The sequence below is a fragment of the Cellvibrio sp. genome, assembly GCF_039207905.1.
In the GTDB taxonomy this organism is placed as follows: Bacteria; Pseudomonadota; Gammaproteobacteria; order Pseudomonadales; family Cellvibrionaceae; genus Cellvibrio.
This window is the reverse complement of record NZ_JBCECX010000001.1, coordinates 98,550-117,463: the sequence shown is the minus strand read 5'-3', so window position 1 is coordinate 117,463 and position 18,914 is coordinate 98,550. Positions and strand designations below refer to the sequence as shown.

Here is an 18,914-nt window from a genome sequence, read left to right as displayed (position 1 = left end):
GGGGTTTATTTTAAAAGATGCAGGGATTTAAAAATAACGCGAGGCTTTAAAAAAATACGGAATCTAATTTAAAATTAGATTCCGTATTTCAATTGAGAATCCCTTCCCGTATTCCGTTTCACTCCATACAGGTTACATAATTAACGCCCTACCATCTTGCCCGGTACAACCCATTCATCGAATTGCTCGCCAGTAACATAACCGAGGGCGAGAGCAGACTCACGCAAACTGGTTCCCTCTTTATGCGCTTTCTTGGCGATCTGCGCGGCCTTGTCGTAACCGATGTGAGTATTTAATGCGGTGACCAACATCAGTGAGCGCTCAACCAACTCATTGATGCGCGCGCGATTGGGTTCGATTCCTACTGCACAGTGATCATTGAAACTGACCATACCATCTGCCAGCAAACGAACGCTTTGCAAAAAGTTGTGCGCAACCATCGGGCGGAATACATTCAATTCAAAATTGCCGGATGCGCCGCCGATGTTAATTGCCACATCATTACCCATCACTTGTGCAGCCAACATAGTGAGCGCTTCGCTTTGGGTAGGATTGACTTTGCCCGGCATAATTGATGAACCTGGTTCATTTTCCGGGATGCTGATTTCACCAATACCACTGCGCGGACCGCTTGCTAACCAACGCACATCGTTGGCGATTTTCATCAAGCTCGCAGCGAGAGTTTTGAGTGAGCCATGAGCGTGAACCAATGCATCGCAGGATGCCAACGCTTCAAATTTGCTCGGCGCAGTCACGAACGGCAATTTAGTTAATTGTGCAAGTTCAGCAGCAACTTCTTCGGCATAACCTTTGGGGGCATTCAAACCTGTCCCCACCGCAGTGCCGCCTAAAGCAAGTTCACTTAAATGCGGCAGCGCATCGCGCACATGTTTTTCGCCGTGATGCAATTGCGCCACCCAGCCGGAAATTTCCTGGCCTAAGGTCAGCGGCGTTGCATCTTGCAAATGGGTGCGGCCAATTTTTACGATGTCATCAAATTCGCGCGCTTTGTTTTCCAGTGTCGCGCGCAATTTTGCAATCGCTGGCAACAAATGATTGGTGAGCGCTTCTACTGCAGCGACATGCATTGCAGTGGGGAAAACATCGTTACTGGATTGGCTGCGGTTTACATCGTCATTCGGGTGCACTAATCGTTCATCACCGCGTGGGCCACCGAGAATTTCGCTCGCACGATTGGCGATCACTTCATTCAAGTTCATATTGGTTTGGGTACCGGAACCGGTTTGCCACACCACCAACGGAAACTCATCGGGATGTTTGCCCGCGATAACTTCATCTGCTGCTGCGATAATCGCGTCAGTTTTTTTACTGTCTTGCAAACCCAGCGCACAATTTACTTTTGCAGATGCGCGTTTTACTTGCGCAAGTGCGCGGATAATTTCCAATGGTTGGCGCTCGCCGGAAATATCAAAGTTTTGCAAGGAGCGCTGTGTTTGTGCGCCCCACAAACGTTCTGCGGGAACATCAATCGGGCCAAAAGTATCGCGTTCACTTCGTGTTTTCATGTTGGGACCTTATGCAGTTCAGAAAAAATAGTGTCAGAAAAATTAAGTCAGTAAAAAAAATTATCTAAAAACATAAACTGTGGCGCACATAGCGGCTCTGCATTGCCAGCTCGCGTATTAGCCGTTGAATTTGGTTATCACTACGAGCGCTGTCGGAAATGTGTTTCAGCGATTGCAGCGGCCGGTAAATATTATCGAGGCACAGACAGCGCCATTGCGCAATCACCAGCTCATCCACCACCGTCTCCAGCAACAAGATAAATTGGCTTTCGTAGCGCTGGCGCAGCAGCTCACGCGATGGCTCGGCCAACTGATTTTCATGCGCTAACCAATAGGTTATCAGCAATGGATTATCAGGCTCCTCACCCCAGCGGATTTTGTGGCGCAGCTGCGCAAGTTCTCCACTGCTGTCGGTGATAATCGATGGCTGCATGAAATGACGACTCCAGAGTCGGATCAGGGTTCAGTGCCCGTGACGTTAAGTTCGGTGGCAGAGACTATAAATCGAAAGGAAATATTTACCAAGCGCCAATGAAAATTATTATCATTTGATTTAAGATGGCGCATCTTTGAACAATTTTTTACGCAGCCATGTCCAGCCAGATATCCCACTCGTTTGCCGAAACGCTCTATCGCGACCATCAGCCTTGGCTGAAGGATTGGTTGCGTCGGCGTTTGGGCTGCAGCCAGCGGGCGGCGGATCTGGCACAAGATACCTTCATGCGGGTGATGTCTGGCCGCAACCAAGTGATCAATGAGCCGCGCGGTTATCTGGCAACAGTGGCGCGCGGTTTGATGGTGGATATGTTCCGCCGCCAGACCGTTGAAGCGGCTTATCTGGATGCGTTGGCCACCTATGCCCAGCCAGAAACCATCGAACTAGAAGCCCAGGCAATCATTATCGAAACACTGGTTGAGCTGGATCAGTTGCTCGACCAACTAGGTGCACGAACCCGCGCGGTGTTCCTACTCGCGCAACTGGAAGGTTTGACTCAAGCGGAAATTGGTCAGCGGTTAAATATCTCGCTACCCACAGTGCGCAAGCATTTGGTGCGCGCATTTACCGAATGCCTGCTGCTGGTTGCCGAGCGATGAAGGCCAGTATTCCGCTGGCGCGACCGGTGTTAGAAGCGGCTGCCGATTGGCATGTGCGGCTCAAGTTTGATACCGATGACGATCTTGAAACAACGGCGCAGTTGGCAGAGGAACACGCGCAGTGGCTAGCGGCGAATGAGCAACATCGCCGGGCTTGGGCGCTGGTGGAACGGATGGATCAGCAGTTGTGCCAGTTGCCGCAGGAAGCATCACTTTCAGCATTAAACACCAATCGTCCAACGCAATTACACCGGCGCACAGTGTTGGGAGGATTGATCTTGCTGGCTGGCGGAGCGAGCTTCGGCTGGAGCACTTACGAACAATCGCTATGGCACAGCTGGGTCGCGGATTACCGTACCGCAGCAGGGCAACATCAGGTTATCCAACTGGCAGATGGTGGCCGCGTCGACCTGAATACGGCGAGTGCGCTGGACGTCCATTACGATGCAAACCTGCGCCTGTTGCGCTTGTATCAAGGTGAGATGTTGATCCAAACCGCACCCGATAACTTACCCACCCCCAGACCATTGGTGGTGGACACGCCGCAAGGCCGAATTCGCGCGCTCGGCACGCGCTTCAGCGTGCGCATTGATGGCGATTCAACCCATATCGCCGTATACGAGCATGCGGTGGAAATAAGCCCGCAGTCGAGCGGGCTTCCGCTCATTTTGGAGTCCGGCCAGTCAGCAAGATTTACCCGCACAGGAATTATCCTTGGTGCACCTGCCGATGATAGCCAACTCGCCTGGACGCGCGGTTTGCTGGTCGCGATTGATCAGCGGCTCGATGATTTCCTTACCGAACTTTCGCGCTACCACGGCGGGCGCATTGATTGTGATCCGGCTGTTGCAGGGCTGCGCGTAACGGGTGTTTATCGCACGGGCGATATCAACCATGTGCTTGAAAGTATCGCGCTCTCGCATCCGGTGCGCATCAACCGCTTTGCCGGCGTGTGGACGCGGGTAGTCGCACGGGATTAGTCTTTTTTAAAATTTTTTTCTGCCGGGGTTTCCATTTTGGCGGAGCTATTCGACTCAACGATGAAACCGGGCGATTTATTCGCAGTCCGACCATTTTTATCGTCCACTTGGGGAACATCCATGTCCAATCGCTCGCTACCCAGCTTCACCCTCCGCTGCGCCGCACTGCAACTGGCCGTTGCCGGTCTTCTCGGCGCCGGTGTTGGTGCTGTCACCTTGCTGCCCTCAGTCGCGTTTGCGCAGCAACAAGCACAACAAACCTTTGCTATAGCCGCAGGCTCATTGGATCAAGCACTCAGCAAATTTGCCGCGCAAGCCGGGGTTTCACTTTCTATCGATGCTGACACCACACGCGGCCTGCAATCGCCCGGATTACAGGGCAGCTATTCCGTAAACGACGGATTCAAACAGTTGCTGCAAGGCAGTGGTTTGCAAGCCGTGCAACAAACCAACGGTACATACACCTTACAAAAAGCCCCGGCGGTGGGGCTGCTAAAAGCCGTGAAAGTAACTGCCGAAGAAATCAATGTGACCGAAGGGACTGGCTCGCTCACCACCAAAGGTCCTGTCAGCGCTGCGACCGGATTGGCGCTCACTTTGCGCGAGACGCCCCAATCGATCACAGTGATGACTCGTGAACGTCTCGACCAACAAAACCTCAACACTATTGCCGACATAGCCGAACAAGTGACCGGCGTGTTCTACAACAACAAAGGCACCTCGATTGGCGGCCGCACCCTGATGTACTCGCGCGGTTATGAAGTGGACAGTTATCAAGTAGATGGCGTGAACGTACCTTGGGAAGCCTTGGCGGAATCCGAGCGCTACGGCCACGGCTCGCTGGATACGGCCATCTACGATTCGGTCACTGTTGTGCGCGGCTCGACTGGTTTATTGACTGGTACTGGCGACCCGAGCGCGCTTATGTCCCTAACGCGCAAGAAACCTACCGCCGAGCAACAGACTATTGTGGAAGTCAGCGCCGGTAGCTGGAGTCACTATCGCGGTATGGTTGATGTGGGCGGCAACCTGAATGAGTCGGGTAGCCTGCGTGGGCGTGTGGTCGGCGCTTACGACGAAAGCGAAACCTGGGTCGATAATTACAGCAACGACCGCAGTATTTTCTACGGCGTATTAGAGGCGGATTTCAGCGAGAAAACCCTGTTCACAGTAACCCTGGAGCACGGCACCGCAAACAGTAGCGGCGCGCCTTGGGCTGAAGATTACGGTAGCTATATCTACTTTGGCGACGATGAGACGCTGATGCCGGCCGACCCCAGTACCAGCATCGCTCCGCACTGGTCCTATCTGGACAGCGACCGCACCTTTGTATCCACCGCCCTTGATCACCAGTTCAACGACAACTGGAAAGGTAAACTCAGCTACAGCTACGGCAAGTTCAATTCCGACATGCGCCGCGGCATGGTTAACTTCATTCCGGCAGACGGCTCGCCAGTGGCTGCGCGCGTACTTAGCCTCGATTACAGCTACGACACCCATATCGTCGACGCCCAGGTGAGCGGCAAATATGAGCTATTCGGCCGTGAGCACGATCTTGTGGGCGGCATCAATATGTACCGCAACGACCAAGCCGCACCGCTGGGCGTATACGATGTTTTGCCGGCACAAGCATCCTGGAGCAATGGGCAGCTCAATTATGTTAATCCCGATTGGGATGCGATGCCCGGCTCGGCCGGTGATTATCCCTACGACATAGATACCCGCCAGGAAGGTGCTTATATCGCCACCCGCCTGCGCCCCGCTGAGCGCCTGTCGGTGATCCTCGGTGGTCGCCTGACCAACTGGGAATACTTCTACGCCGACCGCGCCACTCCCGATCACGACTACTACGTCTACAGTGATCTCGACTACAACAACGAATTCACGCCTTACGCGGGAGTAGTGGCAGACCTGAGCAACAACATTTCGGCCTACGCCAGCTACACGCAAATTTTCAAACCGCAAGAAGTTAGCGACGCCGGCGGAACCCTGTTGGAACCGGAAGAAGGCACCACCCTCGAAGCCGGCCTCAAGGGCGCCTGGTTTGATGGTCAATTAAATGCCAGCTTCGCCGTGTTTGAATCCAAGCGCGACAACCTCGCCGTAGAACTTCTAGACGCAGGTGGCGAGCCAGTCCTGACGCCCAAAGGTGACCAGGCGTATCGCGCAGAAGACCACACCGAAGGTAGTGGTTGGGAACTGGAAATTGCCGGTGAATTGGCACCGGGCTGGAATATTCAGGCGGGTTACACGCGCTTCAAGAGCGAAGACAGCGCGGGCAACAACCTCGATACCACCCAACCGGAGCAGATGTTCAAGCTCTACACCGACTATCGCGCCATCCCCAAACTTACCCTCGGTGCCAGCCTGCGCTGGCAAGACGGCACCTCGGCTGACCCAAGCTGGATAGTCGGCGATCCCCAGTTCTACAACATCGACAGCTACATAGTGGTGGGAGCTCATGCGGGTTACGAGCTAACCGAGCAGTTAGCGCTCGATCTGGTGATCAATAACCTGCTGGACGAAGAATATCGCGTTAGCAACTACGGTCACTCCTACGGCGCCGAGCGCAACTTCACACTCAAAGCCACCTACTCGTTTTAATCTCGCCCCTCGGTTGATTCATCCGATATGGATGAATCAACCCGCACCAAGCTTTATTGCGAATTGATCTCATTTATGCCAGCATGGCGCATCTTTAAACAGATCGCCATGCATTCATGCTTCCGAATTCGCCAGATTTCACCACCGAATCGCTCTATCGCGACCATCACTCATGGTTGCGCACTTGGCTGCGTCGGCGTTTGGGATGCTCCGATGTAGCAGCGGATTTGGCGCAGGACACCTTTGTCAAACTGATTGAAGCGCGCATGTCCCAGCTGCACAGCCCACGGGCATTTCTGCTGACGCTGGCGCGGCGGTTGATGATCAGCCACTTCCGCCATCGCGAAGTAGAGCGCGCCTGGCTGGAGACTATTGCGCACCTGCCGGAAGATCTGGCGCCCTCCCCCGAGACTCGCGCCATCGTCATTGAAACGCTGCTGGAAATAGACGCCTTGCTGGATGGTCTGCCACCTAAAGTGAAAGCAGCGTTTTTGATGGCGCGGCTTGATGGCTTGCCCTACACAGAGATCGCCACCCGGCTTGGGGTTACCGTCAGTTCAGTCAACCAGTACATGGCACGTGCAATCCGCGAGTTTTACTTCCCGGATTCCACACTCCCAACCACCCGATTTGAGCATCGCTCCAAACCAGCTGCCAGTTCAAAAACTGAAGCTGTAGGGGAAGCAGTATGAGCCCATCGCTGGAGCCGTTGAACCAAACCGTTATTGACGAGGCCGTCACTTGGCTCAGTCATTTTTGGTCGGGTGATGCCGATGAAACAAGCTACGCCGAATGGCAACGTTGGCGCGCTGCCGATCCTTCGCATGAACGGGCTTGGCAGCAAATCGAAGCTATGGATTCGCGCTGGAATCAGGGAATGCAAAACCTCACCGCCAACTCGGCGCTTCAGGCTTTATCGGCACCTCGTGGCAACAGACGGCAGGTTTTAAAAGCGCTGTCGCTGATGACAGTAGCGGTTGGCGCAGGCTGGGCAGCCCAACGCCAAATGCCTTGGCCAGCTTGGGTGGCAGACGCCCGAACTGCTACAGGTAAAAGCCAAGCCATGACTTTGGCTGACGGCAGCAAAATTACGCTCAATACTGACAGCGCGATAAACCTCACATTTAACGAGCTAGCACGCGGAGTGGAGCTGATACAGGGTGAGATTTTTGTCGCTACCGCTACAGATCGCGCCACACCACAGCGGCCATTTGTAGTTCACAGCGCATCAGGCAGCCTCTCTAGCCTCGATGCTGAATTCCTGCTCCACCAGCGCAAAGAGGATGTTTTGGTCTCGGTGCTAAAAGGTTCGGCACTGGTGCATCCAAAACACTTTGCCGGCGCACCGTTGCAACTGGACGAGGGTCAGTCAGTCATTTTTTCCGAAAACCGCATCGCTGCCACTCAATCACTGAGCAACCAAGCGGCTTGGTTGGACGGCGTACTGATTGCATCCAATACACCTTTGGCAGAATTTATTGCCGACTTATCGCGCTACTATCCGGGTAGTATCAGCTGCGATCCAACGATTGCCGGATTACGCTTTTCCGGCACTTTCCCCCTGTCGCAAATACAACGAATCCCTGTCGCATTGATGCAGGTCATCCCGATACAGGTGCAAACCTTCGGCCCTTGGTTCACCCGCCTGACGCCAAGGGAAAATGCCTCATCTAAGGAAAATGCTTCGGCATAAGTATTTTTCAACATAGTAAAAATTTTTCCTCAGCGACTGCAGGTTTTCCAACCTCATGCGACATAAGCATGGAAAAAGAAAATCATTTGAGGATTAGCATGTACAGACCACATACCAACACCAGTGCGAGCAACACACATTTTCGCCGCAACGGCCGTGCGCTTATGCTCGCGGTCATCGCAAGCGCCATGCTGGCGGCTCCCGTTATCGCCCAAGAGGCAACTGCTCCAAGTGCTGAAGTTCGCCGCTATGAAATCCCTGCGGGATCAGTAGAGCAGGCACTCTCCAACTTTGCCAAAGCTGCCGGTGTGATAGTGGTATTTCCCCCCGAGCTGGTCGCAGGGCGCAACAGCCCCGGCCTGAGCCGCGAAGCCGACACCACCACTGCCTTGCATTTATTGTTGGAAGGCACTGGTTTACAAGCGGTTAAGTCAGAGACGGGAAGCTATGTGCTGAAATCAGTTCCTTCCGCCGGAGTCGGGGTACTGAAAGCGGTGAAGGTGATGGCGACTACGATGGATGATAACACCACCGAAGGTACAGGCAGCTTCACTACAAATAGCACTGCGTCAGCCACCGGCTTAAACCTGTCATTGCGCGAGACGCCGCAGTCAGTCACGGTGATCACGCGCGAGCGCATGGACGAAGGCGGAATCAGCAGCTTGGGTGATGCCGTCGCACAGGCACCGGGGATTGTATTTCGCCCCATGGGTTCGTCCGTGGGTGGTTATGCTCCCATTTATGCGCGCGGCTACACGGTACAGAGCCTGATATTGGACGGCTTGCCCATCCCGCCATCGGCTGTAGCCGGCTGGGCGATTCAGGGGCTGGGCACGCTTAACACAGATGTGTACGACTCAGTGACAGTCGTGCGCGGAGCTACTGGTTTGATGACCGGCGCGGGCGATCCTTCTGCGGCCATTGCGCTTACCCGCAAGCGACCCACAGCGGAATCACAAGCCATAGTGTCGCAGTCGTTCGGTTCCTGGCAGCAGCACCATACACTGGGTGACGCGGGCGGAGCGCTGAACGATGCCGGTACCCTGCGCGGCCGTATGGTAGGCGCTTACAAAGAAGGCAACAGCTGGCAAGAGGGCTACCAGTACGATAATTACGTGGCCTACGGTGTGTTGGAGGCCGATCTTTCAGACCGAACCCTGGCAACGCTGGCAGTAGAATTCAGTGGCGACGACGGCTCGGGTGCTGGGCCGACTACCGGCCATGCCTTGGCGGATTCGGAAGGCAACCCATTGCCCTTTGGCCCCGAAGATAACGCCTTATCCAAATGGAGTGGTTTTGATGACCGTCGCACTGGCCTGACCGCAGCCTTGGAGCATCGGTTCAACGACGACTGGCGCGTCAAGCTGGCCTACAACCACAGTCAGGTCAAAACAGAGCAACGCTTCGGCGTTACCGAACAGCCCCAACCAGACGGCACCGCCCCTCTGCATCTGCGCGGCTATCGTTTGAATAACGAGGTGGATTCGTTGGGCTTCAAGCTGGATGGCAACTACGAACTGTTTGGCCGCCAGCATGAGCTGACCGCAGGTTTCAATGGCACTTGGTCAGATGAGAAGAGCCCGGACTGGTATATGGACTGGGGCAATGCCACCGCCAATGTCTTCACCTGGAACCGGGAGATTCCCGAACCGGACTGGGATGCACTTTACGAATTCGGCGGCCGCACCAAGACCGACCAGTACGGTTTCTACACCGCCACCCGTCTGCAGGCCAGCGATAAGTTGTCAGTTCTGGCGGGCGCACGCGTAACCCACTGGCGCTCGCGCACTTTGGATGAGGCTGATGCTGTAACCGAAGGTGGAGACCTGAAAGAAAATGGGGTGCTCACACCCTATCTGGGTCTGGTTTATGACCTCACCGAAAATCTCTCGGCTTACACCAGCTATACCACCATCTTCAATCCGCAATCCTCCCGCGATGTAAATGACCACCTGCTCGATCCTGAAGAAGCCACCAACATCGAAGCCGGTCTGAAAGGCGAGTGGTTTGATAGCCGCTTGAACGCCAGCGTCGCAATTTTTGAGGTCAAGAAAGACAATTTGGCAGTCGAGGATGGCGAAAACCTGACCCCGAAAGGCGACCAAGCCTATCGAGCTGAGGATCATACCGAAGGTCGTGGCTGGGAGCTGGAAGTGGCTGGTGAACTTACCGAAGGTTGGCGCTTGCAGGGCGGCTACACCCGCATGCGTACAGAAGACAGTTCCGGTAAGCGCCTGAACCTTGACCAGCCAGAGCAGCAAGTCAAACTGTTTACCAGCTGGACACCTTCCTCGCTCAATCAGCTCACCGTTGGCGGTGGCGCGACTTGGCAAAGCGCCATCTCGACCAGTTGGGTAGACGAGTCATTGCGCGATTTATACACCCAGAAACGCTATGTCGTGGTCAGCCTGATGACGCGCTACGCCTTTACTGATCAGTTGATGCTGACCCTAAATCTGAACAATGCAGCTGATAAGGTCTACCGAACTGCTCCGGATCAGCACGAATACGGCGCGCCACGCAATCTGTACGCAACCTTGAATTACAAGTTTTGATCTCGCGTCCCTTAAGTCGACCTTCCCTTGATAACCACTGCATGGATGCAGGACGTTAAAGCAACCGGGGCTATTGCTAACAGGATTGCCCCACCGTTATTGCGAATCAATATCATTTATGCCAGCATGGCGCATCTTTAAACAGATCGCCATGCAGCCATGTCTGACCATTCTTCACATGCCATAACCGAAGCGCTCTACCGCGACCATCACTCGTGGTTGCGTGCTTGGCTGCGTCGGCGGTTGGGCAATAGTGCCGATGCCAGTGACTTGATGCAGGATACGTTTTTCCGCTTGTTAACCGCTCCGCCCGTGGTGATTGATACTCCGCGCGCCTATTTGGCGACTGTGGCCAACCGCCTTGCATCTAACCTGCTACGGCGCCGTTCGTTGGAGCAAACCTATCTGGATACCCTCGCCAGTTTGCCGGAAGCGGAAGTCCCGTCGCTGGAACAACAGGCCTTGATAATGGAAGCCTTGCAGACAGTGGATGCAGTGCTGGATCAATTGCCAGCGCGGGTGCGGCGTGCATTTTTAATGGCACAGCTGGAGGGATATTCCCAGCAGGAAATCGCCGTTATTCTCGATACCAGTGTCCGCTCGGTACAACGTTACATCGCCCGCGCCTACGAAGAATTTATGCTGCTGGCGGTGGACTTACCATGACTGCGCCGTTGATTAGCAGCCAGGGAATTGATCGCCGCGTTGCGCGCGAAGCCTCGCGCTGGTTTGTGCTCCTGCAGGGCGATGCCTCCAGTAGCGAACGCGCCGACTGCGCCCGTTGGCGGCAGAGCCATCCTGACCATGAACAGGCATGGCAACTGGCGGAACACTTTCATGCGCAGATCACCCAAATTCCCGCCGATATCGGTCTGCCTACACTCGACCGCCCGCGCAACCTGGATCGTCGCGCGACCTTAAAAATGTTGACGTTGTTAATCATCGCAGCTCCCGTCGGTGCCATCAGCTACCGGGATCTGCCCTGGCGAAGATGGTCCGCCGATGTGCGCACTGCAGTGGGCGAGCACCGGGAATTGGCGCTACCCGATGGCTCCAAGCTTCACCTCAATACCGACAGTGCCGTCGATATTGCCTTTACCGCTGAACAGCGCCTGTTGTGCCTGCGCGCGGGGGAAATATTGATCGAAACGGCCCCAGATGCTGCCAATCGACCATTCATAGTGGAAACACGCGAAGGCAGTTTGCACCCGCTGGGGACACGTTTTTGCGTGCGCCAACTCAGTGCTCACACTCAAGTTTCAGTCATGGAAGGAGTGGTTGAACTGCGTCCGGCCAAAGCTTCTCCTTCCCGCTTAACGGCGGGTGAGCAAACCCGGTTTAACCAGCAAGGTGTAACACCTGCGATTGCGCTTCCCACTGGCGCCAGTGACTGGACACGCGGCGTGCTGCGCGCCGATAAAACGCCGCTCGCGGAATTTGCCGCCGAACTCGCGCGCTATCGACCGGGATTTTTACGCTGCGATCCGGCCGTGGCAGATTTAACGATTTCCGGCAGCTTCCAGCTCAAGGATACCGACCAGGCATTGGCGGCCCTGAGCCGGTCATTGCCAGTAGAGATTTATTATCGCACGCGCTACTGGGTCACCATCGCAGCAAAGGAAACTACGCAGGCGGGTTGATTAAAACGCTCGCTTTATAAAAAAGTGTGTCGTGTTTTGTTCGCTCATGTGTCTTCCCCTATGAACAACAACATCCACTTGGGGAATTACTCATGCCACGAACCGGCCGCCAGACACACCCGCTTCACCCACTCGCGCGCGCTTTGCGCAGCACCAGTTTCAGTTTGTTACTACTCGGTTCCTTAGCCAGTTCGCTGACATTGGCCGACACCAATCAAACCCGCCATTACCAAATCCCCGCTGGTTCATTGAGTTCTGCACTGTCGGAATTCGCAAGCCAAGCCGGTATTACCTTATCGATAGAGCCGGTCTTGGTCGAAGGGAAAAACAGCATGGGACTAAAGGCGGATACCGATATCGACAGCGGCTTGAACCAACTACTACAGGGTTCAGGCCTGAAAGCAGTCAAAGCAGACGATGGCACTTTTAGCCTGCAAAAAGCGGCTGAGGTCGGGCGATTAAAAACCGTAAAAGTCTCCAGCAATGCGCTGGGCGATACCACCGAAGGCACCCGTTCCTACACCACCGGCAATATGAACAGCGCCACCAAACTCAACTTGTCGATCCGCGAAACCCCGCAATCCGTCAGCGTAGTCACCCGTCAGCAGATGGAAGACCAAAACCTCACCACCCTCGCCAATGTATTGGAGCGTACCGTGGGTATCTCATTGGGACAGGGCGAAACGGATCGCGCCAACGTGACCGTGCGCGGCTTTGATGTACACGATTACCGAATCGATGGCATGCCCACCACCGTGGTAGGCATGCACGATGAACATATGAATGCGGATATGGCGAGCTATGACCGGATTGAAATCACCCGTGGCGCTACCGGTTTGCTGTCAGGCAATGGCGATCCGAGTGCGTCCATCAATATGATTCGCAAACGGCCAAACCGCGAGTTTCAAGCGAGCGTGTTTGGCAGTGTCGGGCGCTGGAACGCCTACCGCACGGAAGTGGATGTCTCCGGCGCCCTGACACAGGGAGGCGCAGTGCGCGGGCGGGCTGTGGGTGCATGGCGCGATACCGATTCCCATGTCGACCATTACAACAACCAGCGCGGCCTGATTTATGGTGTGCTGGATATTGATTTAACCGCTAACACCCTGCTCACCACCGGCGTCCAATTCCGTCGCAGCGAGACGGACGGCGCGTCATTTGGTCAGCCAGTTCCGATGTTCTACAGCAACGGCGACACCACCAATTTCCCGCGCTCCACTACTAGCGCCGGCGACTGGACATTCCTGAACAGCGACACCACCAATGTTTTTGCGAGCCTGGAACACAACTTCGCCGACAACTGGCAGGCCAATGTGCGCGTCGAACGTCAGGAACTGGAAGCGAAAAATCAATTGGTCTATCTCTACGGTTTCCCAAACCGCGAGACTGGCGAGGGAGTAAGTACCCTGTTCAGAAGTTATGACTCGGATGGAACCCAGGAAAATGCTGACCTCTATCTTACTGGTGGTTTTAACCTCTTCGATCGTGCCCATGAACTGGTGCTGGGCTGGAACTACAGCGACCAAGTCTACGATCAAAAGTATCATCTGCTATTAAGCAGCGAACCGCTGGATAATTATTACGATTGGAATAACTATCCCGCGCCGGTTTTTGGTGAAGACTATGACCGAAAAGAAGATTACTCCACCCGTCAGGACGGGTTTTATGTAGCAACGCGCTGGCAATTGGCAGATCCACTCAAGTTGATATTGGGGGCTCGCCAGAGCAACCTCCGCTCGGGAGGATTTACTTACGTAGAAGACGAGCTAACCCCTTACGGTGGATTGGTCTACAACTTTGCCGAGCACTTCACCGCCTACGCCAGTTACACCGAAATATTCCGCTTCAACGGTGCGCGCAACTACGATGACAAACTGTTGGACCCCGTTACTGGCACCAACTATGAAGCGGGCATTAAAGGCGAATTTAATGAGGCCAAGCTGAATTTTTCCGCCGCCGTTTTCAGGATCAAACAGGACAATCTCCCGGAATACATAGGTGTTAATGAAACCACCGGTAAGGAGTTTTATCGGGCGGTTGAAGGCGCAACCGTTGAAGGTTTTGAATTGGAGATCAGCGGTGAACCGGTTGCCAACTGGAATCTCAGCGGCGGCTTTACCCGTGCATTGGCAAAAGATGCCACAGGCACAACCATCATGACCCAGGAACCCGACAGCTTATTGCGCCTCACCGCGAGCCACAGCTTCCAGCAAAAACTGGAAGGTCTGCGCGTCGGCGCGCACATGACCTGGCAGGAAGATATCTACATGAAGGAAGTAGGCCCTGAGGGTGAAGATGCCGTTCAGAAAGCCTATGGTCTGGTGCATTTGTTCAGCAGCTACCAAGTGAACAAACAACTTCACCTACAAGCCAACTTGAACAATATTTTCGACAAAACCTATTACAAAGGCTTTTACAACTATGGCTATTACGGTGAACCCAGAAACCTCACACTAAGTGCCAAGTACTCGTTTTAATCGCTCGGCCAGCTTCGGGATGAAGCTGACCAAAACTCTCCACCAACCACACTTATTGCGAACAAATCTCATTTATGCCAGCATGGCGCATCTTTAAACAGATCGCCATGCAGCCATGTCTAACCCTCTTCCACATGCCATTACCGAATCGCTTTATCGCGATCATCACTCATGGTTGCGCGGTTGGCTGCGTGGGCGTTTGGGATGTTCGCAGCAGGCGGCGGATCTTGCGCAAGACACTTTCCTGCGCTTGATGAACAACCGTAGGCCGCTGAGCACAATTGGCGATAAGCCACGTGCCCTACTCACTCATATTGCCAAGGGGTTGGTGATTGACCATTGGCGCAAGCGCGATGTGGAGCGGGCTTACCTTGATGCACTGATGCAGCTTCCTGAAGGCGAGGCGCCTTCACCGGAAACGACTCACCTGATTATTGAAACCCTTACGCGTATCGATGCGATGCTGTGGCGTATGTCGGCGCGCACACGCGACATTTTCCTACTGGCACAATTGGAAGGTTTAACGCTGGAGCAAATTGCGACGCAAACCCAAACACCGGTGATTACTGTGCGCCGGCATATCCATAAGGCCTTGCTTGCCTGTATGGAATTGGCGTGACAGGGTGTTGATATGACGGTCGCCGCGAAGGAAAAAACCATCCATCCTGCCCAGCTGAAAGAGGCCGCTGATTGGGCGATAAGCCTGCATTACGAATCTCCCGGTGCGGTGCACCAGCAAGCGTTTGAGCGTTGGCTCAACACTAGTCCTGCCCATGAAGATGCTTGGCAGAGAGCACAAGCTGTCTTTGAAACCTTCAAACAAATCGATAGCAATACGGGCAAAACCGCCGTTCGCAATCTGCAACAAAACCACCTGACACGGCGGCGCGCACTGGAATTATTTTCCACCGCTTTTATCACGCTTTCCGCTGGCTGGATCGCGCATCAGCAATTGCCCTGGCAGCGCTGGACTGCACAAGTTGCCACGCGCACAGGTGAACAAAAATCCCTGGCTTTGCCCGATGGTTCGAGGTTAGTACTGAACACTGCCAGCGCCATCGATATTATTTTTTCTGAGCATGAGCGACGTGTGCGTTTGATTGATGGTGAAATTCTTATCACCACTCACGCGGATTCAGCGCCAACACCGCGCCCGTTTTTGGTGGAAACAAACAATGGATTATTACGCGCATTGGGTACCCGTTTCAGTGTGCGCCAGCTGGATAAATCCCATTGTCGCCTCGCGGTATTCGAGCATGCAGTTGAACTGCACAATTTCACTAGTGGCCAGAAGCAGCAGATAAATGCCGGCAAGCAAATTGAATTCGCTGCACACGGCAATACGGCGCCCATCCCGCTGGATAACAGCAATGCGCTCTGGGAAAAAGGGATTTTGCTGGCTAAAGGCATGCGGCTGGGTGATGTGGTCGCTGAGCTATCACGCTATCGCCCAGGCATTTTGCGCTGTGCACCTGAAGTAAACGAGCTGCTGGTATCTGGCTCTCTCTCGCTTGTCGATACGGAGGCCAGCCTCGCCCTGCTTGAAAAAAACCTGCCCGTGCAAATCAGCCGCACTACCAATTATTGGGTTACCGTCAGTGCGCGCATTTAAGCGTGCAAAAAAACTTTCTCTGCAATGATCACTTTTTTTCTTTCATCCGGTATCTGCGTGACGCTTCGTAAAAACGAAAACACACACATCAATACCAATGAAGGAAAATTCATGAGTTCGCATTTATCCGCACTGAATCAAAAAAATCAGGCGCCGCAATTTTTAAAACAGCAAATGACTGCACTGTCGTTTGCTGTCAGCTGCTCTCTTCTCACCATCTCCGGCAGTTCGCTGCTGACAACCAATGCTGCACAAGCAGCCGAACCAGTTGCGACAGCGACGTCCAATGTCAAACAGGAATACAAAATCGCCGCCGGAAAACTCAGCGATGTGCTCGCCGAATTCTCCGCCCATGCCGGTGTGCAATTGGTATTTGAGCCGCACACATTGGATGGCCAACAAAGCAGTGGCTTGCAGGGGCAATATTCGATTGATGAAGGTTTTTCATTATTGCTCGCCGATACCGATCTGGCAGCCGAGCGCGATGCGCAAGGCCAATACCGGTTGCGCAAAGTGAACAAACAGATAGGCAAATTAACCGCCGTAAAAGTATCTGCGGAACAATTGGCACCGGAAGATTCCATGTCCTACACCGCAACCCAGGTATCGTTGGCCAAAGGACAAACTGTGCGGGACGTCCCCCAGTCAGTGTCGGTAGTGACGCGTCAGCGCATTGAAGATCAAAATCTCAATAGCCTGGGTGATGTGATGTTGCAGACTACCGGTGTCACTATGGTAACGGGCAATAGCGGTGGTGCCGGTTCGTTTTACGCGCGCGGATTCCAGATCAGTAATGTACAAATCGACGGAGCCTCGGTCGATTCATTCAGCGAGCACTACTTTAATCCAAACCTCGGTATGTATGAGCAAGTAGAAATAGTACGCGGTGCTGACGGTTTATTTTCCGGTGCAGGCGAACCCGGTGGAGCTATAAATCTGGTTCGCAAAAGACCGAAACACGAAACCCAATTGAAGACGACATTATCGGCGGGCAAATGGAACAACTATTTCGCGGAAGGCGACATCACCGGTTCGCTGGCGTTTGACGGCAAGCTGCGCGGCCGCGCCATTATTTCCTACACGGACCGCGAATATTTTTATGAAACCGCCGAGGATCAAAAGCAATTTTTTTACGGCACTGTCGAAGCGGATCTCACTAATTCCACACTACTCGCACTCGGCCTCAGCTATGAGCGCGATGACCAACTCCCGGCACGTTTCGGATTGCCGCGTTATCGCAATGGTGAAGATATAGGTCTGCCGCGCAACACTGCAACCATCGCTGACTGGCAATACTGGGATCTGAGAACCGAAGAGCTATTTGCACGTGTCGAACAAAAACTGGGAGATGACTGGTTACTAAAAGTGTCCGGTACCTATGTCGATCGCAGCACCGATTTATTATTTGGTGCAACCACCGGCGCCGTTGATCCCAATACTCTTGCTGGCACAGTATTCTCATCCTGGAAATACGATTACTCGTCAGAAAAAACAACTTACGACATCAACCTGAGCGGCAGTTTCGAGCTGTTCGGACATAAACATAAATTGCTGGCAGGTGCTGATGGCCAGGACATCGAACACACCGAAGCCTATGACACAACCGTGTTCGCCAATGGCAGACCGGTAGTGAATATCTTTACCTTTGACGGCAGCACAATTCCCAAACCGACATCAACCTGGCGCACACGCGAATGGCCAGATTACGGTGCAAAACAACGCGGCTATTACTCGCGCTTGCAATTGCAATTGGCCGACCCACTCAAGTTGGTAGTGGGTGGACGCTACTCCTCCTATGAGTACGCATCGCCCTCGATTAGCTACAACATCAACGGTGCGGTCACCTCGCGCGCAATCAGTGCCTACGAAGAAGACGGGATTTTCACACCCTACGGTGGCCTTGTTTACGATCTCAATGGGCAGTGGTCAGTCTATGGCAGTGTGACTGAAATTTATAAATCACAAGCTAATCGGCTTGAAGGGCCGCTACCCGGTTCGCCACTGGATGCCATTACCGGCAGCAATCAGGAAGTGGGCGTGAAGGGAGAGTTCCGCGATGGTCGCCTGACCACCTCATTCGCCGTGTATCGCACTGAGCGCAACGGTGAAGCAGTGCGCGATCCTAATTACCCAAGCACCGCCATAGGTCAGGAAGGCCTGAACTGCTGTTGGATCGACCGAGGTGAAGTGTTGAGTGAGGGGGTAGATCTGGAGTTATCCGGCGAGCTTTTGCCCAACTGGAATCTGTTCGCGGGTTATACCTATAATCGCAATAGCAATGAAGTGACTCATGTTCGTTATCACTCGGTGACACCCAAGCATTTATTCAAATTATGGAGTACCCATCGTCTGCCTGCGCAATTATCGGCGTGGCGACTTGGCGGTGGCGTCACCGCCCAGAGCAACCACTTTGTCAGCGGCACGGTAAATAGCTATAACCAAACCAGCGGCCTATTCGATGGCCCAACCATGCCATTTGAATTCACACAGGGTGGTTACGCGGTATGGAACGCATTTGCCGAATACATCATCGATGAGCATTGGTTGATGACGGTGAATTTCAATAACCTGTTTGACAAGACCTATTACAAAACCGTTGGCACCAGTGCATCCGGCAACTGGTACGGTGAACCCAGTAATTGGTCAGTGACGTTGCGAGGACAGTTCTAACACTGCTTTCCAATCGAGCAACAAACACCTGTTATTGCGAATCAATATCATTTATGCCAGCA

The 18,914-nt window shown here is 53.8% G+C and carries 14 protein-coding genes; 12 read left to right on the top strand and 2 right to left on the bottom strand.

All coding sequences use genetic code 11. From position 1 onward, the window contains the following. Positions 1 to 140: 140 nt before the first annotated feature. Both fumC and AAGC78_RS00485 read right to left on the bottom strand, forming a co-directional pair. Positions 141 to 1,526, bottom strand: coding sequence for a class II fumarate hydratase (gene fumC, locus AAGC78_RS00490; RefSeq protein WP_435782057.1), 1,386 nt, complete (start codon positions 1,524 to 1,526; stop codon positions 141 to 143). A gap of 64 nt (positions 1,527 to 1,590) precedes the next feature. Further along, on the bottom strand, positions 1,591 to 1,959 hold the full coding sequence (locus tag AAGC78_RS00485) for a hypothetical protein (protein ID WP_435782056.1): 369 nt from the start codon (positions 1,957 to 1,959) through the stop codon (positions 1,591 to 1,593). Between the two features lie 158 nt (positions 1,960 to 2,117). Between AAGC78_RS00485 and AAGC78_RS00480 the strand changes: the two genes are divergently transcribed. The 12 genes from AAGC78_RS00480 to AAGC78_RS00425 all read left to right on the top strand — a co-directional run bounded on the left by AAGC78_RS00480 (position 2,118) and on the right by AAGC78_RS00425 (position 18,852). After that, entirely contained in the window at positions 2,118 to 2,621 is a 504-nt protein-coding gene (locus AAGC78_RS00480) for a sigma-70 family RNA polymerase sigma factor (protein WP_435782055.1), read from the top strand. After that, positions 2,618 to 3,601 carry a FecR domain-containing protein gene (locus AAGC78_RS00475; protein WP_435782054.1) on the top strand — a complete coding sequence of 328 codons (984 nt, stop codon included), beginning with the start codon at positions 2,618 to 2,620 and terminating at the stop codon, positions 3,599 to 3,601. The genes AAGC78_RS00480 and AAGC78_RS00475 overlap by 4 nt, the downstream gene beginning before the upstream one ends. 120 nt (positions 3,602 to 3,721) lie before the next feature. Further along, positions 3,722 to 6,205, top strand: coding sequence for a TonB-dependent siderophore receptor (locus tag AAGC78_RS00470; protein ID WP_435782053.1), 2,484 nt, complete (start codon positions 3,722 to 3,724; stop codon positions 6,203 to 6,205). A gap of 116 nt (positions 6,206 to 6,321) precedes the next feature. Further along, positions 6,322 to 6,897, top strand: a complete 576-nt coding sequence (locus AAGC78_RS00465) for a sigma-70 family RNA polymerase sigma factor (RefSeq protein ID WP_435782052.1) — start codon at positions 6,322 to 6,324, stop codon at positions 6,895 to 6,897. Then, a complete protein-coding gene (locus AAGC78_RS00460; protein WP_435782051.1) occupies positions 6,894 to 7,898 on the top strand; it encodes a FecR domain-containing protein in 1,005 nt (334 codons plus the stop codon). Before AAGC78_RS00465 ends, AAGC78_RS00460 begins: the two co-directional genes overlap by 4 nt. Before the next feature lie 98 nt (positions 7,899 to 7,996). Next, positions 7,997 to 10,453, top strand: a complete 2,457-nt coding sequence (locus AAGC78_RS00455) for a TonB-dependent siderophore receptor (RefSeq protein ID WP_435782050.1) — start codon at positions 7,997 to 7,999, stop codon at positions 10,451 to 10,453. A gap of 159 nt (positions 10,454 to 10,612) precedes the next feature. Continuing rightward, positions 10,613 to 11,119, top strand: coding sequence for a sigma-70 family RNA polymerase sigma factor (locus AAGC78_RS00450; protein WP_435782049.1), 507 nt, complete (start codon positions 10,613 to 10,615; stop codon positions 11,117 to 11,119). Continuing rightward, positions 11,116 to 12,093: a FecR domain-containing protein gene (locus AAGC78_RS00445; protein WP_435782048.1), complete on the top strand. Its 978-nt coding sequence runs from the start codon at positions 11,116 to 11,118 to the stop codon at positions 12,091 to 12,093. Before AAGC78_RS00450 ends, AAGC78_RS00445 begins: the two co-directional genes overlap by 4 nt. 92 nt (positions 12,094 to 12,185) lie before the next feature. Beyond that, the gene (locus tag AAGC78_RS00440) at positions 12,186 to 14,570 is read left to right on the top strand and encodes a TonB-dependent siderophore receptor (protein ID WP_435782047.1); all 2,385 of its coding nucleotides are present in this window, start codon (positions 12,186 to 12,188) and stop codon (positions 14,568 to 14,570) included. 115 nt (positions 14,571 to 14,685) lie between these two features. Further along, positions 14,686 to 15,189, top strand: a complete 504-nt coding sequence (locus tag AAGC78_RS00435) for a sigma-70 family RNA polymerase sigma factor (RefSeq protein WP_435782046.1) — start codon at positions 14,686 to 14,688, stop codon at positions 15,187 to 15,189. A gap of 12 nt (positions 15,190 to 15,201) precedes the next feature. After that, positions 15,202 to 16,182, top strand: coding sequence for a FecR domain-containing protein (locus AAGC78_RS00430; protein ID WP_435782045.1), 981 nt, complete (start codon positions 15,202 to 15,204; stop codon positions 16,180 to 16,182). Positions 16,183 to 16,293: 111 nt separating this feature from the next. Then, positions 16,294 to 18,852 (top strand): TonB-dependent siderophore receptor, encoded by a 2,559-nt coding sequence (locus AAGC78_RS00425; RefSeq protein ID WP_435782044.1) that lies wholly within the window; start codon positions 16,294 to 16,296, stop codon positions 18,850 to 18,852. The last annotated feature ends 62 nt before the right edge of the window (positions 18,853 to 18,914 follow it).